Here is a 15,256-nt window from a genome sequence, read left to right as displayed (position 1 = left end):
AATGAGTGTGTCCACCATGCATAGACACTGACATATCTGAGAATAACAATGCAAGACAATACAAAAGCGGTTGACGTTGCTCAGCCTTCAGAATTCGGAAGAGATTTCTGGCTCTTTCTGCTCCCATCATTAGCAGGTATTTTCCTGTTCATGGCCCCACTACGTTATCAGGGCGATTTAACGATTCCCGTGGCGATTCTTGCCGCGACGCTGCGCGACTTCCTCGACGAATACATTGTGACGCTGATTACGCTGATCATTGTCGGCATCTCAGGAGCCTCGCTGCTTTACCGCTGCTATCAGCCCGCAGTCATCCGTCGGCAACCCTTTTTAGATCAACTCTTGTCCCCTTCACTGCTGTGGCTGGTTGTCCGGATCATCGGGGGGATTGCAGCACTCTCCAGTTTATATCACTGGGGGCCAGCGATGATTTGGGAAGAGAATACCGGCGGTATGGTATTGGAAGGTCTGCTGCCAACACTATTTTCTGTGTTCATTTTTGCCGGGTTACTCCTGCCTTTATTACTCAATTTTGGCTTACTTGAATTATTCGGTACTCTCCTGAGTAAAGTGATGCGACCAATTTTCAACTTACCGGGACGCAGTGCCATCGACTGTATGGCATCTTGGTTGGGAGATGGCAGTGTCGGGATTTTACTGACCAGCAAACAGTACGAAGAGAAATTTTATACCCAACGGGAAGCGGCGGTTGTCGGTACAACCTTCTCCGCGGTATCGATTACCTTTAGTCTGGTGGTGATCGCACAGGTCAAGCTCGAACACCTTTTCTTACCATTCTACGGCACGATATGTCTTGCAGGCCTTGCCGCGGCCATTGTGTTGCCGAGAATTCCGCCCTTGAGCCTGAAAAAAGATCGGTATGTTGATGGCAGTGAGCCTGATCGTGCCGCGGATGCGATTCCGGACGGACATCATTCATTGTCTTGGGGCATGAAATTAGCAATCCAACGGGCACAGCAGGTAAAATCAGGTCGCGCCATCGTAGCAGAAGGGCTCCGCAATGCCGCAGATATGGTGTTTGGCGTATTACCGGTGGTGATGGGATTAGGGACGCTCGCCCTGATTATCGCAGAGCATACCTCAGTGTTTGCGATGTTAGGTCAACCTTTCATTCCATTTTTACAATGGCTCGGTGTCCCTGAAGCAGTACAGGCATCAGAAACCATCATGGTCGGTTTTGCCGATATGTTTATTCCGGCCATTCTGGCTTCAGGCATTGATAATGAGATGACCCGTTTTATTATCGCCGCCATGTCAGTCACACAGCTCATCTATATGTCAGAAGTCGGCGCTTTGCTACTGGGTAGTCGTATTCCGGTCAATATTGTCGAGCTGTTTATCATCTTCATTTTGCGTACCCTGATCACGCTACCGGTCATCACCGGTATTGCTCATCTGATATTTTAGCAAGCTGGCATAAAAAAGCCCCTTCAATGAAGGGGCAAAATTTACCATCGCTTATTATTATATGAATCTTTTCTATCATATGAACTTTTCTATCGTATGAACTAAATCATTCGCACCGACAACTGTCAGCGGGAATCCTGTCTATGTTTATATCGTGTCTTTCAGATAGCACGGTCAGCTACGGCGTCTAGCCTTAACCAAAATCACCATTAACGTAACCACGGGTCCGGTCATCTTGCGGTTCGCTGAAAATCACCTGAGTATCGTTATGCTCAACCAGTTCTCCCATCAGGAAAAATGCCGTCCGGTCAGAGATACGACGAGCCTGTTGCATGGAGTGGGTCACAATGACGATGGTATAGTTTTTCTTCAGCTCTTCCATCAATTCTTCGATTTTATGCGTTGCGATCGGATCCAATGCGGAAGTCGGTTCATCCATCAGAATCACATCCGGTTCCATCGCGATAGTCCGTGCAATACACAATCGCTGCTGTTGCCCGCCTGACAGACCAAACGCGTGAGATTTGAGACGATCTTTCACTTCATCCCACAAAGCCGCGCTCCGTAGTGAACGTTCGACCACTTCATCAATATGTTTTTTATCGCGAATCCCTTGCGCACGAAGTCCGTAAGCCACGTTTTCATAAATGCTCATCGGGAAAGGATTCGGTTTTTGAAATACCATGCCGACTTTAATACGCAAGTCAGAGACATCAATATTACCGTAGATATCTTCGCCATCCATCGTCAGCTTACCGGTAATTTTCACCCCTTCGATCAGGTCATTCATGCGGTTCAGGCAACGTAGGAGTGTTGACTTACCACACCCGGACGGACCAATCAGTGCCGTGACCTGACGCTGTGGGATCGGGAGGTTAATCGCTTTTAAAGCTTGATTGTCCCCGTAATATAAATCTAAATTTTCAATTGCAAATTTATTCATCGTCTTCTATCTCAAGTAATTCTTTATGACCTGTAACCAAGCTTGCTATTTTAATAAGTTGCCGTATTGAATCGCTTAGCAATCAGCTTCGTCACCATGTTAATCAGCAATACCACCACAATCAGAACCGTTGCCGTGCCGTAAGCCTGATTCCACTCTTCCACAGAAAATAGTTCGGTGGTCAACTTATACAGATGGACGGTCAGTGTCCGCCCTGAGTCAAACAGCGAATCAGGAATTCGTGCAACCATACCGGCGGTGAGGAACACCGGTGCAGACTCACCAATCACTCGGCCGATACTGAGAATGACAGATGCCAGAATCCCCGGGATAGCACTGGGTAAAATCAAACGCCAAATCGTATAGATTTTCGATGCGCCTAACCCATATGACCCTTCGCGATAAGTTTGCGGAACCGCCATGAGAGCTTCTTCGGTGGTACGAATAATCACCGGCAAGATCAAAATACTCAGGGTAAGCGCGCCCGACAGGATTGAAAATCCGAATCCGAGAATGGCGACAAAGAACGTCATACCGAACAGACCGAAAATAATTGACGGGATCCCGGCAAGCGACTCCGTACAGAATCGAATTACTTTCACCAGTCGGCTGCCAACTTTGGCATATTCCGTCAAATAAATTGCGGTCATGATCCCCATCGGTGCCGCGACGGCAATCGACGCGATGACCATATACAGGGTGGCAACAATCATCGGGAAGATCCCATGCTCGTCACCGGTACGGGTATAATTGTCGGTGATGAAATTCCAATCGACATGCTGAAGACCATTGGAAAGAATATACCAGATAATCCAGAATAAGAACCCGACCGTAAACGCGGCAGATAACCAGATAAACGCTCTGAGGATGTTATCTTTCACAACTCGGGACTGCTTTAGTTTTACGCGATTCATAACTTATTTCGCCTTTTCTCTGTTCAGGTATAACAAGACTGCATTGAGCATCATGATAAAGACCAGCAACACCACACCTGTCGCATACAATGCATTGGCGTGGATACCACTGGCATAGGACATCTCAATGGCGATATTCGCGGTCAATGTCCGGGCTGAATCCAAGATTCCCTGAGGCATTGCAGGGGCATTCCCCATCACCATAATAATGGCCATGGTTTCACCCAAAGCACGCCCAATCCCCAAAATAACCGCGGTCATAATCCCTGAGCGGGCAGCCGGAACAAGCAGTTTAAAAATCGTGAAGATATTGGATGCGCCGAGCGCCAGAGAGCCTTCTCGATAGGCGGCAGGCACGGCACGAATTGATGTTTCAGAAACCGTGATAACCGTTGGCAGAATCATCACGCCCAGAACAATCATACCCGCCAGAATCGTGTTACCGGCAGGGACATCAAATATCTGTTGAATCAGAGGGACAATAATGATTAATCCGAAGAAGCCATAAACGACTGAAGGAATCCCCGCCAACAGTTCAACAGCGGGGCGAATAATATTCGCCAGACGTTTCGGTGCAATTTCAGCAATAAAGATCGCGGTTAATATCCCGATCGGTACCCCAATTATGACCGCACCGAAGGTCGAAACGACCGATGCCACGATCATCGTCGCGACGCCATACAAAGCGGGGGGTAACCAGTCTTCTCCGAGGACAATCCCCAGAACACCGGCTTCTTCAAATGCAGGAATACTTTCCTTAACGATAAAATAAGCAATGATAAAAAGTGAAACGATACCGATGGTCGCACTGGTCAGAAATAGGCCGTGGAAGATTCTCTCTTTCCAATCAATGCGCTTTCCAACCCGTAGTTTACGGGGTGAAGAAACAGAGCTTTGAGCGGAGCTATCGTTCATAAACTTGTCACTATTTGTTGTTGCGATGGTCATAATCTTCTTCTCACTTATCGGACAAATCCGCGTGAATAGAAAAGGCTCAGCCAATGCTGGCTGAGCAATATATCAAATAAGGGTCAAACTTAGTGGATAGAAATGTAGCCTCTCTGGTCTACGATTTTCTGAGCATCTTTCGTCAGCATCCAGTTCAGGAATTTCTTGGTTGCAGCAGAAGGTTTGCCTTCGCGATAAAGCACAAGGAACGGACGCGCTACTTTGTAAGAACCGTTTTTCACGTTCGTAACATTCGCAGCCACACCATCAATAGCCAGTGGATGAACTGTTGAGTCAACCGAACCTAAAGAAATGTAACCAATCGCATATGGGTTTGATGCAACCATGGTTTTCAGACCACCGTTACCATTTGCAACTTGCGCACGTTGAGAGATAGCAGAAACTTTCTTACCGCCAATCTTTTTCTTCAATTCCATGATTTCTTCGAATGCACCACGCGTACCAGATGCTGTATCACGTGTGATTGCTACGATTGGCTTATTGTTACCGCCAACATCTTTCCAGTTGGTGATTTCACCACGGTAAATTGCAGAAACCTGCTCAGAAGTCAGACCTTTCAGATGGTTTTTTGGGTTTACTACAACTGCGATACCGTCACGAGCAATTACTTCTTCAATCAATGTTGGTTCTTTTTCAGAAGCTTTCAGATTACGAGAAGACATACCGATATCTGCACTACCATTTTTTGCAGCTTTGATACCTGCAGAAGAACCTGGGCCTTGAACCTCAATAAAAACATTTGAGTGACTTTTCATATAAGTCTCACCAAATACTTCCATCAATGGTGTCACACTACTAGAGCCCACTGCTGAGATCGTTTCCTTCGCTGAAGCAACGTTCACTGATAATGCACTGATAAGAGCAACTGCACCGATAACTGTTTTTTTCATCACTATATCCTTAAGTGGCTTGATTGCCGTTTGTGTTTTGTTTCAACGAAAGTCACTTTAGGACGGAAATATGACAATTGTGTTTCAATCAGTTGAAGCATGTATGACAAATGATGAAATTATTTATGTGACAACGCTTCCAATCGTGTTCCAACGTTATCAACTGAAAACTTATATAAGTCAAAGCTGTAAACCATTACATCAATAATCCCTAATTATTCAATATATTAATAACTTCTGTAACACGTCATATTTGACGTTGAATTATTGAGATGACTGGCTAGAATCGGCACCCTAATTAATTATTCGAGGTAAAAGTATGCGCCAGATCATCAGTCGATGCTCTATCAAGGTCCAAGTCATGATTCCGGTCCTGATAGCTCTGGTCCTATTAACAACAGGTGTCCTATTTGCGACCAACCATCTCAGTCGGGCCTTTAATGGCGTCTCCACATCAACAACACGTATCATTGAGAATAAAGATCATCTGACTGCAATCATCGACAATATCTATGCCATGCGGATCCGTGCTATCTATAGTATTTTTCAACCGAAAGATGCACAAACGTTGACTGCCGCGTTACGTGAAAAACAGCAAATGAATGCGAAAATGCTGGATCAGTTCAGTCAGTTCCCGGCGATCAAAAATGAAGCCCGGGCACTTCATCAGGCGATGGATGACTACGTTCGTTATTCAATCGAGGTGATGCTGCCACTCATGAATGAAAAGCATAGTGTTCAAAAGCCACGTGCTGATTTTGAACAACGTTATCACCGAGCTTCTGAAAACTACCGCGCCACGGGACGCAAGATGGTGAAAGCCGTTCAGACATTATCAGAACAGATGAACCGTGCTGCGCTACAAGACATCAATAGCCGCGCCCAAGAACATCATTCAATCCTCAGTTATGCGGTCATCGGACTACTGATGGTGTTAGTGATCATTGCTATCTTGGCCTGGCTATTGGCGGGAGTCATTGTCAACCCGATTCATCAGTTACAGGAAGCGATGCGGCGAATTGCTCAAGGCGATTTGACCGTCAACATCACAGCGGAGGGAAATAATGAACTCTCTTCGCTGACCCAAGATGTCAACACCACCGTCATGCAGTTGAAGCAAACCACCGACACACTGACATCGATCAGTACTGATGTAGCATCTGCGGCGACAGAACTTGCAACCGTCATGACACAATCCAGAGCCAACTTTGATCAGGAGAAAGCGGATCTTGAACAAGTTGCATCTGCCGTGTCTCAATTAGAAGTGACCGCCAACGACGTGACGAGTCTCGCCCAAGCAGCCGATACTGCCGCACATCAAGCTAGCGAACGCGCAAGAAAAAGTTTGGATATATTCGAGCAAACCGGTCGTCTCAGCACTCAAATGGCAGGACAAATCGGAGAAGCAGCCCAAGTGGTTGCATCACTGAAGACGCAGTCCGAACAAATCGGCACGGTGATCGAAGTGATCGAAAACATTTCCGAGCAAACCAATCTACTGGCACTCAATGCCGCAATTGAAGCCGCTCGTGCCGGAGAAAGCGGACGTGGTTTCTCTGTTGTTGCGGATGAAGTTCGTCTGTTGGCGGCCAGAACGCAAGAGTCCACCAAGGAGATTCAAGAAATCATCGAAACCCTCCAACAGCAGTCAGGGCTCGCGAATGACAGTATGAGCACCAGTCTGGGCATGCTGGATAAGAATCAATCGATGGCTCAAGAAGTCCAGATATCACTCAATCAAATCGTAGAGTCCATCACTGATTTGGAGACCGTCAATACTCAGGTGGCATCTTCTTCTGAAGAACAGCGTTCAGTAACTGCGGATATTAGCCAGAATATTAACAACATCTACCAACTGGTGACGCAAAATGTAACCGGTGTGATTCAGTCAGCAGAAGCCAGTCAGGAACTCTCCTCGCTTGCCGAGCAGCAATCACAACAACTCAGTTACTTTAAACTGCGCTAATCGATCATCATGCCTGCGGTGAGTTCTATCCCGAGGCGTACGATTCTGACCCCGAAAAAAATGCCGTGGCACTTCTGCCACGGCATTCATTTTTAACAATATCTATCAAATCGCTCAGGTATTATCATTATCATCTTGCGCGGCTGGTTTCTTACGCGGAATAAAGACCGTATCACCCACTGGCACATTCTGATAAAAGCCTTTATCCCGTTGCGGTGCCTTTTTCTTATCTGATGGCTTCGCTTTACGAACCGGGGCTTTCTGTTTCGTCGATTGACGCGGGATAACTTTCTTCGGTTTAATCCCTTTAAATTTGCCTTTTAAATCATCAAAGACTGTAAATTGAATGGTCTGTGCCAAAAACGCTTCAACGCGTTTGAAACTATCCCAGTCTTTCGGACCCACCAGCGAGATAGCATCGCCTTTACTACCTGCCCGACCGGTACGACCAATTCGGTGTACATATTCCTCGGTATGCTTTGGCATATCAAAGTTGATGACATGAGTCACGGTACTAATATCCAAACCCCGGGAAGCAACATCGGTTGTCACCAGAATCTTGAACACACCCCGTTCAAACTGACTCATAATGGTGTTACGTTGCGTCTGATTCAGCTCACCACTTAAGGCCACCGCCTTTAATTTTCGCTGATTCATTTTTTCCGTCAATCGCTCAGTATCCGCACGGGTTGCGGTGAAAATAATAATCTGCCGATAAGATTCAGACTCAAGCACACGATCAAGAATCGCTTCTTTATGATCAAGGTGATCACACAGATAAAAACGCTGACGAATATCTTGGTGCTGTTCATTCGAGAGACCAACGGCGATGCGTTTCGGCTGATTGAGCATTTCCATCGCAATACCGTTGACTTCAGCATGGTCGAGCGTGGCAGAAAACATCAGCGTCTGACGACGACGGTGTTTGGCTGCGCGGTGAATCTGTCGCAATTGAGGGGCGAACCCTAAATCCAGCATTCTGTCGGCTTCATCCAGAATTAACGTTTCCAAGCCATCGAGAAACAGTGAACGGTGATCCAAGTGATCGGCCAAACGCCCCGGTGTTGCGACAATAAATCTCGGATGACGCCGCAGCGCTTTCACTTGGTCATTGAAGTTTTCACCACCGACAATCAACGCAGCATCGTACAACAACCCACCCAGCATCGTACGTAACTCTCCGTATACCTGCTTTGCCAGTTCACGTGTTGGTGCCAGAATCAATCCACGCGGATCTTTCGCAGAAAATGCTTTGCTCTTTAATGACTTGTGCAACATAGGGAGTACAAAGGCAAGTGTCTTACCAGAACCGGTTTGCGATGACGCCAATAAATCCTTGCCGGCAATCGTCAGAGGAATCGCTTTCTGTTGTATTTCCGTTGCTTGCTTGAAATCGTAATGGTTCACGTTTTTCAGTAAACGATTATCTAAGCCTAAATCTTTAAACTGCAAAGGAATCTCCAATTATTTGTGACTAAATCAATGTCCATTCCCCATGAACAGGGGGGGACGGAATGAAGCGCGCTATCATAACGCAATTCCCCGAAGGTGAATAGAAAAAGACATCCACGCTTTTGGGTAAAAATCAGCCGGACTAAGAGGATTTTCTCATAAGTTTTTCATATTTCTTATTTTCCTCTGACTTTTCATTGTTGATTTCAGTGCTACAATCTTAAAACATACTGCTTGTTGCCGTCGTATCATCAAAATGATGGAAAGCAAGTGACTTTGATCCGAAAGAACAATCAAGGAGTTCATAATGAACAAAGTATTTTTGGCAGTAGCAGCGTCAGGTGTTGTTTTTCTTTCCGGGTGCGCCTCTAGCACAGATAGTGCAACTACGGCAAAAATGGATGAGCTGAGCAACCAAGTCAGCCAATTGAGTGACCAAGTCGCTTCCCTAAAAAGCAGTCAGATGATGCTGAGTGATAAAATCGATCAAACTTCAGATTCCGTCAATGCGGTACGAGAAGAAGCACAACGAGCTAATGAACGTATCGATCATATCGCCCAGTCTTACACTAAATAATACCCCCCTCTTTTCGATATCAATTCAGGGCAACATCCGTTGCCCTGAATCTTATCCATCGAAACTGAATGACCTGAGCTGACTACTGCGCTTCAATAACCTCAATCGGGATACCGTTTTTACTGATCAATGCCGCTTTGGCTTTCTGATCGGAATGGTTAAATTCCGCCATCCACCAAGTTAACGCCTGTGGCAAAACCAATGATTTCCTACTGCCGTTACTACGGGTCAGTGGTTCATGAGCTTCAACAAAGACCGAGCGGTCCGGTTCAAGGGACACTTTGACCGGTTCATCAATGACACGAACTTTTTCGCCCACATCAACATGGTGGAATAACCAATCGATATCCTGCGGGTTCATGCGAATACAACCGGAGCTCACCCGAAGTCCGATACCGAAGTCTTTGTTTGTCCCATGAATCAGATAATCACCGGCGCCGTAGGCAAGCCGTAAGGCAAATAAACCCAGCGGATTATCTGGCCCCGCAGGAACGACTGCTGGCAGTTCAATCCCTTTCTTACGATACTCAGCCCGGATCGAGTGAGGCGGTGTCCAAGTCGGGTTAGGGCGTTTTTGGCTAATTTTCGTTTCCATTTCCGGGGTATCGCGTCCGATCCGACCAATGCCGACGGGAAAAATATGAACCAGACGTTTTTTGGGTTCGAAGTAATAAAGTCTCAGTTCCGCCAGATTCACCACAATGCCCTGCCAAGGCACATCCGGCAAAATGGTTCGCGCAGGAATGGTCATCACATGCCCGACTTGCGGTAAAAATGGGTCCACACCGGGGTTGGCTTCCATCATATTCAAAAAACCCACATTGTAAGCATCCGCGATATTCGCAACTGTTTCGCCCTTTTGCACCTCATGATAAATAATTTTGCCGACCATACGGCTTCCCTGAGGAGGAAGAGAATAGGTTTTGGCCTGAATCTGTAGAGTCAGACAACACATCACAAACGCCAACAACAGCTTACGAATCATGACAGCAGTTATCCTTTGCTTTTTGATAAAGAGACAAGGTTAGCTTTCTTTCAACCTGATGATCAACGATTGGCTGAGGATATGACAGATAATTCACAGATGGATCACGCCAAGGCTCATGAATCCACTTGTTTGACACCGACTCAAGCTCCGGCACCCATTCGCGCACAAACGCCCCTTCCGGATCAAATTTTTTCCCCTGAGAAACCGGATTAAAAATCCGAAAATAGGGCTGACCATCACATCCGGTCGATGCAGACCACTGCCAGCCACCGTTATTGGCTGCAAAATCACCGTCAATCAACCGACTCATGAAGTAACGCTCACCTTCTCGCCAGTCAAGGTGTAAATCTTTCGTCAGGAAGCTTGCAACCACCATTCTCAAACGATTGTGCATCCATCCGGTCTGATTCAACTGTCTCATTGCCGCATCAACGAACGGATAACCGGTCATCCCCTGTTGCCAACGCACCAGTGATTCTGAGGCATCATGCCAGTGTAGTTGCTCTCCCCAAGGGTGGAAGCTTTTACCTTGGCACAGTGAGGGCTGAAAATAGATTAAATGTTGATAAAACTCCCGCCAGATCAGTTCATTTAACCAAGACTCAGCCCCTGCAGATAAACGCCCATGTTCTGATGATTGATACAGCCTTGCCAGACACTGGCGCACCGATAACGCCCCAATGGCCAGATACGGAGATAATCCACTGGTCGCACTCAGCGCTGGAAAATCACGCTGCTGATCGTAAGCATCGACCCGCTCGCGACAAAAAGCCCGGAGCCGATCGCGAATTTCATGGGATGTCACCGGCCATGCATGGCTGGATTCACGCGGATAAGAAAAATACTCACCGACGTTTTTCAGCGTCGGTTCATGATGTGATGGCGCACTTGCGACCGGTGATGGCGCGACCACCGTTGGTACGATGAACTGTGCCTGCCAAGCTTTGCGAAAGGGTGTAAAAACTTTAAAAAATTCCCCTTGCTTGGTTAAAACCTGTCCGGGTGAGAACACACATTTATCATGGTATGCCTGATAAGCGATTCCCTGCTGTTGTAAACACTGCTTGAGTTGCTGATCGCGCCGCTGCTCATTGAGTTCATATTCAATATTGACCAAAACCGTATCCGCCCGCAGCTGCCGGGCCAAAGCAACAACTATCTCGACACTCGCAGCAAAATCACACACTTCCCGATAGTATAAAGGCACATTCAATTGTCGCAGCTCATCACGAATTACCGGCAAACGCCGTGCTATCAAATCAGCCTGTATCGGTGCCATATCATGTTGTCGCCACTGCTCCGGTGTGGCAACAAAGATGGCACAAACCGGCTCACCACTGCGAATTGCCGCATTCAGTGCTGTGTGATCAATTGTCCTCAAATCACGTCTGAACCAAACCAACTTCATGCTTATTCCCCTTATAAGCTATCCATATTTAGCGATATCACGCTTTCGCATCAAATGATTGTAATAGACCATCACTAGTCACAACCAACGGTGTCTGTCCTTGTATCTGTTCAGGTAGACCTACCCTCTGCACTTGCAACTGCTGTAGCTGACGAATCACTTGCTGCTGCTTCCCCGTCAACGCTCGATTAGAGAAAAAATCGATGCGCTGAAATGCCCCTTTGTTGGCATGTTCGAGTAGTCCGGACAGCTCCTCAACACCATCGAGGAACGCTGTAAAATATCCCTGCTCAGCAATCTGCAACGCGTGTAGCCATGCCCAGATACTACCCACCGGATCGAGACTGACACACAGACACTTCCCCAAATGACTGGCTCGGTTCGCAGTGGTAATCATCCAGGCAGATTGTCCGATTAACATGGATTGGAACAACCCTCGCTGAAGCGATTGCTGGGAGCTTTTCATCCGCAACAGCGCCTCATCGACCGGCATCACGAATTGTTGTCTGACAATCTCCAACGGATAGTTTTTCAATACTGCCACCATGACAGCTTCTGCCTTACCGCGATTCAACTGAGCCAATGCAGAAAGAAATGACTCACACTCTTCCAGTCCCTCGGAACCGGGAAGATCAAATTTCGACGCGTCCGGCGATTGGAGCAGTTGTGCGACATGACCAATCGAAATACCTTTCGCCAACCAACTCTGAATCTGCTGGATCTGCTGGATATCTTGTTCACTATATAATCGGTGTCCTTTTTCTGTTCTGCCCGGCTCGACTAAATGGTAGCGGCGCTGCCATGCTCTGAGCGTCACCGGCTTTACACCGGTGATCGCAGAGACTTCACGAATTGCATAACGTTTTTCTTTAGAGTCCATAACGTAACTTCAATGCTTGTGGGTAAGGATTTAGATAATGCTGTTGTGCCAAATAAGGATTCGGATAAAGCGTGAGATAGTGCTGAATCAGCGTAACCGGCACCAATAACGGAACAAGTCCCTGACGATACTCATGAATAATGCGTGTCAGCTCTGTTTTTTGATTCGATTCGAGTCGTCGCTTAAAGTACCCTTGGAGATGCATCAACACATTGGTACTATTTTTTCGACTGGCGGGTTTCGCCAGTGCTTGCATCAGTGCCAGCCGATACTGTTCAAAAAATTCCGTGGGTGTCTTATCTCCCGTGTGAGCCACCATTCTACCGATCGAACGATAAGCTTCCGGGCTATGCGCCATCAGCGTAAATTTATAACGACTGTGAAATGCAACCACATTGGCCGGTGTCGGGTCATGGCCGACTGACTGATACAAGTCGTGCAGACAAAAAACGCGCAAGATAAAGTTCTCCCGCAAGTTGGCATCATTCAGGCGGCCATCTTCCTCAACCGGCAACCAAGGCATCGTCGCCATCAGCTTCTGTGTGTATAAACCGACGCCCTCTTTACGCACACCACCGTCATGATAAACCTTGACTTGCTTCATCCCGCAGGTCGGTGATTTAGCCGCAACCACATAACCGCACAACGGTTGTTGTAACTGACCGAGCTCCTGAAGGGCTCTGTCGGTAAATTCTGCCATTTGTTCGGTATAATCAGCCGTGTCGTTTTTTGTTTCCACTAATCGGATCACACCGTGTTTCTCGTACTGACGAATAGTTGGTCTGGGAGTCGCCATGCCAGCGCCGACTTCTGGGCAAACCGGAATAAACTCGCAGAATGGTGCCAGTTCACCCATCACAAAATGGCTTTTCTTATGCCCGCCGTCAAAACGGACCTGTTGTCCTGTCACACAACTACTTACACCCACTGGGATTTTCGTTTCCATCATTCCGCCCTCATCGTCATACAACTCATCGTTCTAGAACTTGTCGTTATAAAAATAGTTATACAAAAAATACAGATGTATAACAATGATAGCAGATTGTACAAAAAAAAATCATGTATAAGTTACGTGTGACCGTTTAATTCTGCCCCAATCAAAATATCGATCAGAAAAATTTCTCACCTTTTTAAAATCATCTTATGATAATGACTGTACATACAAGAAAAAGTAGATAAGTGGAGCATTCATTAGCGGCAATTATCTTTTATTGGCATATTTTATGCTAATAAAATACATCATTTGAACGATCAGATAAGTCTGTAAAATGCTCCCTGACTGAAGACTATGACCAAAATCGATCACATTGATAATTTCAACTAAGCTCATCAATGTACTTTGTCGGAGTGACGTAACAAAGGAATAATTAAGTTTGGAAAAAAGCCTTTATCTCCTTGAAATTGAAATAGAGCAACTCAAGCGCCGTCTCGAAATTGCGCCAACAGATGTTCTGCATCAAGCAGAACAGTGTCTGATACGCTCCAAACAAATTCACTTCGCTGAAGGGACAATTCAATCTCTGATGCTCATGTGTCGATGTGCTTTGATCCTCGGAAAACACGCACAGGGCATCCGCTATGCCAAAGAAGCACTGGCGACTCAGAATGAGCTCGACAATGACGAATATTTGCCGGAAATTCTGCACCTCCATGCTTTACATTCGTGGGAAGATGGGAAATTTTATACCGCCCAGCAACACTGGATTCATGCTTTAGAACAGGCAACGCTTGAAGAAGACATCCAGATTCTGATCGAAAGTCTACTCGGACTCGGTAATATCTGGCGGAGTACCCACGAATATCACCTCGCCTGCGCAACCCATGAACTGGCAGTCCAAGTCTCCAATAATACCCGTCTGGAGTCACTCGAAGGCAGAGCCAGAATTTTATGGGCTTGGGATTTATATCTGCTCAACCGTTATGTCGATATGTTAACGGTTTTAGATGGCGCGCTTGAAGTTCTGGAAGACAACAACTGTCTTCAGGAAATTGCGGAAGTCTGGGATTTCCGGGCCCTTGCCTTGCTGGGATTAGGGCGTTTAGAAGATGCCGAACAAGCGGCTCAATATGCGCATGATTTGGCTGAGGCCAATAATCTTTCTTGGGTAAAAACACACTCCTACATTAACCGCGCCCGCTTGGAGATGCTCCGTCAGAATATGACAGAAGCAATCACACTGCTCGATAAAGCCGAACAGGCAGCCCGAGAATCAGCCAATGATGAGTTGTTAGCGTTAGTTTATTTTCAACAGTCTTTGGTTGCTGAACAGCAAGAAGATTATCAAAGTGCATTAGCGGCTTTTAAACGCTACCGCAGTTATTCCACATCGCAGCTCGATATTCAAAATAAGCGGGAAAGTAAAGACCAAGTCCGTAACTCGAAGAAACAGTTGGAACAAAGAGCAAGAAAGCTCATCAACCGAATCCGGGGTCAGTATGAATATGATCCGGAAAAGCACCTGAGCAATGTCGTTTCGGAAACCTACTGGTGGGAACAACTGGTCTTATTTAAAACCGCACTGAAATCAGCAAACTATTCCGTCATTATTATCTATCATGAGACTCCCCGGTATATCGACGCCTGTACCGAGTTAACCCACTCACTCTGTTCAAAACAGGATTTGGTCTCCCGCCTGAGCTCAGACCGACTAGGGCTATTACTGGCAGACACCGGTGACAATGCGCAGCAGATTTTCAATATTTTACAGCAGATGATTCAGATCTATCCTTGGGGAAGAAAAGGTCTGACAGGTGACCTTCCGGATATATCACTACATAATATTCTTTCTTTCCCATTTACATTAGATCAACTTACTGAATTACCACTGAAAGGGTCGTAAA

13 protein-coding genes are annotated in these 15,256 nt (G+C 46.5%); 4 read left to right on the top strand and 9 right to left on the bottom strand.

The window, feature by feature from the left end; genetic code table 11:
- The first annotated feature begins 48 nt into the window (after positions 1-48).
- The gene (locus MKS89_RS16735) at positions 49-1,428 is read left to right on the top strand and encodes a YjiH family protein (protein ID WP_072954559.1); all 1,380 of its coding nucleotides are present in this window, start codon (positions 49-51) and stop codon (positions 1,426-1,428) included.
- A gap of 193 nt (positions 1,429-1,621) precedes the next feature.
- Here MKS89_RS16735 and pstB read toward each other — a convergent pair whose 3' ends face one another.
- The 4 genes from pstB to MKS89_RS16715 all read right to left on the bottom strand — a co-directional run bounded on the left by pstB (position 1,622) and on the right by MKS89_RS16715 (position 5,144).
- Positions 1,622-2,371, bottom strand: a complete 750-nt coding sequence (gene pstB, locus MKS89_RS16730) for a phosphate ABC transporter ATP-binding protein PstB (protein ID WP_021021518.1) — start codon at positions 2,369-2,371, stop codon at positions 1,622-1,624.
- A gap of 50 nt (positions 2,372-2,421) precedes the next feature.
- Positions 2,422-3,285 carry a phosphate ABC transporter permease PstA gene (pstA, locus tag MKS89_RS16725; RefSeq protein ID WP_072954557.1) on the bottom strand — a complete coding sequence of 288 codons (864 nt, stop codon included), beginning with the start codon at positions 3,283-3,285 and terminating at the stop codon, positions 2,422-2,424.
- A 3-nt stretch (positions 3,286-3,288) separates the two neighbouring features.
- Positions 3,289-4,233, bottom strand: coding sequence for a phosphate ABC transporter permease subunit PstC (gene pstC, locus MKS89_RS16720; RefSeq protein WP_072954554.1), 945 nt, complete (start codon positions 4,231-4,233; stop codon positions 3,289-3,291).
- Positions 4,234-4,322: 89 nt separating this feature from the next.
- The gene (locus MKS89_RS16715; RefSeq protein WP_072954551.1) at positions 4,323-5,144 is read right to left on the bottom strand and encodes a phosphate ABC transporter substrate-binding protein; all 822 of its coding nucleotides are present in this window, start codon (positions 5,142-5,144) and stop codon (positions 4,323-4,325) included.
- Positions 5,145-5,463: 319 nt separating this feature from the next.
- On the opposite strand from MKS89_RS16715, the gene MKS89_RS16710 reads away from it, so the two are divergent.
- The gene (locus MKS89_RS16710; RefSeq protein WP_072954549.1) at positions 5,464-7,110 is read left to right on the top strand and encodes a methyl-accepting chemotaxis protein; all 1,647 of its coding nucleotides are present in this window, start codon (positions 5,464-5,466) and stop codon (positions 7,108-7,110) included.
- A 114-nt stretch (positions 7,111-7,224) separates the two neighbouring features.
- On the opposite strand, the gene MKS89_RS16705 is transcribed toward MKS89_RS16710, so the two are convergent.
- Positions 7,225-8,574: a DEAD/DEAH box helicase gene (locus MKS89_RS16705; protein ID WP_072954546.1), complete on the bottom strand. Its 1,350-nt coding sequence runs from the start codon at positions 8,572-8,574 to the stop codon at positions 7,225-7,227.
- A gap of 295 nt (positions 8,575-8,869) precedes the next feature.
- Here MKS89_RS16705 and MKS89_RS16700 point away from each other — a divergent pair, with 295 nt between their 5' ends.
- Positions 8,870-9,139, top strand: a complete 270-nt coding sequence (locus tag MKS89_RS16700) for an Lpp/OprI family alanine-zipper lipoprotein (protein WP_072954543.1) — start codon at positions 8,870-8,872, stop codon at positions 9,137-9,139.
- A gap of 82 nt (positions 9,140-9,221) precedes the next feature.
- Here the strand turns inward: MKS89_RS16700 and MKS89_RS16695 are convergent, their stop codons facing one another.
- Genes MKS89_RS16695 through MKS89_RS16680 form a run of 4 tightly spaced genes read right to left on the bottom strand, consistent with a single transcriptional unit; the run spans position 9,222 to position 13,364 of the window.
- Positions 9,222-10,124: a L,D-transpeptidase family protein gene (locus tag MKS89_RS16695; RefSeq protein WP_072954541.1), complete on the bottom strand. Its 903-nt coding sequence runs from the start codon at positions 10,122-10,124 to the stop codon at positions 9,222-9,224.
- Positions 10,114-11,535, bottom strand: a complete 1,422-nt coding sequence (gene phrB / locus MKS89_RS16690) for a deoxyribodipyrimidine photo-lyase (RefSeq protein ID WP_072954538.1) — start codon at positions 11,533-11,535, stop codon at positions 10,114-10,116. The genes MKS89_RS16695 and phrB overlap by 11 nt, the downstream gene beginning before the upstream one ends.
- 37 nt (positions 11,536-11,572) lie before the next feature.
- Positions 11,573-12,415, bottom strand: coding sequence for a MerR family transcriptional regulator (locus tag MKS89_RS16685; RefSeq protein WP_072954536.1), 843 nt, complete (start codon positions 12,413-12,415; stop codon positions 11,573-11,575).
- On the bottom strand, positions 12,405-13,364 hold the full coding sequence (locus MKS89_RS16680; protein WP_072954534.1) for a YbgA family protein: 960 nt from the start codon (positions 13,362-13,364) through the stop codon (positions 12,405-12,407). Before MKS89_RS16680 ends, MKS89_RS16685 begins: the two co-directional genes overlap by 11 nt.
- A 424-nt stretch (positions 13,365-13,788) precedes the next feature.
- On the opposite strand from MKS89_RS16680, the gene MKS89_RS16675 reads away from it, so the two are divergent.
- Positions 13,789-15,255 (top strand): tetratricopeptide repeat protein, encoded by a 1,467-nt coding sequence (locus tag MKS89_RS16675; RefSeq protein ID WP_072954531.1) that lies wholly within the window; start codon positions 13,789-13,791, stop codon positions 15,253-15,255.
- Position 15,256: the final 1 nt, after the last annotated feature.

Source organism: Vibrio gazogenes (assembly GCF_023920225.1).
Lineage (GTDB): Bacteria > Pseudomonadota > Gammaproteobacteria > Enterobacterales > Vibrionaceae > Vibrio > Vibrio gazogenes.
The sequence above is the reverse complement of the archived record's forward strand: the minus strand, read 5'-3'. Positions and strand labels throughout refer to the sequence as shown.

Bases quoted from the DNA above. Each gene is read 5' to 3' on its own strand.
- pstC (WP_072954554.1), bottom strand. From the start codon at position 4,233: ATGACCATCGCAACAACAAATAGTGACAAGTTTATGAACGATAGCTCC.
- MKS89_RS16680 (WP_072954534.1), bottom strand. From the start codon at position 13,364: ATGATGGAAACGAAAATCCCAGTGGGTGTAAGTAGTTGTGTGACAGGA.
- pstB (WP_021021518.1), bottom strand. From the start codon at position 2,371: ATGAATAAATTTGCAATTGAAAATTTAGATTTATATTACGGGGACAAT.
- phrB (WP_072954538.1), bottom strand. From the start codon at position 11,535: ATGAAGTTGGTTTGGTTCAGACGTGATTTGAGGACAATTGATCACACA.
- MKS89_RS16735 (WP_072954559.1), top strand. From the start codon at position 49: ATGCAAGACAATACAAAAGCGGTTGACGTTGCTCAGCCTTCAGAATTC.
- MKS89_RS16710 (WP_072954549.1), top strand. From the start codon at position 5,464: ATGCGCCAGATCATCAGTCGATGCTCTATCAAGGTCCAAGTCATGATT.
- MKS89_RS16715 (WP_072954551.1), bottom strand. From the start codon at position 5,144: ATGAAAAAAACAGTTATCGGTGCAGTTGCTCTTATCAGTGCATTATCA.
- MKS89_RS16685 (WP_072954536.1), bottom strand. From the start codon at position 12,415: ATGGACTCTAAAGAAAAACGTTATGCAATTCGTGAAGTCTCTGCGATC.
- pstA (WP_072954557.1), bottom strand. From the start codon at position 3,285: ATGAATCGCGTAAAACTAAAGCAGTCCCGAGTTGTGAAAGATAACATC.
- MKS89_RS16695 (WP_072954541.1), bottom strand. From the start codon at position 10,124: ATGATTCGTAAGCTGTTGTTGGCGTTTGTGATGTGTTGTCTGACTCTA.
- MKS89_RS16700 (WP_072954543.1), top strand. From the start codon at position 8,870: ATGAACAAAGTATTTTTGGCAGTAGCAGCGTCAGGTGTTGTTTTTCTT.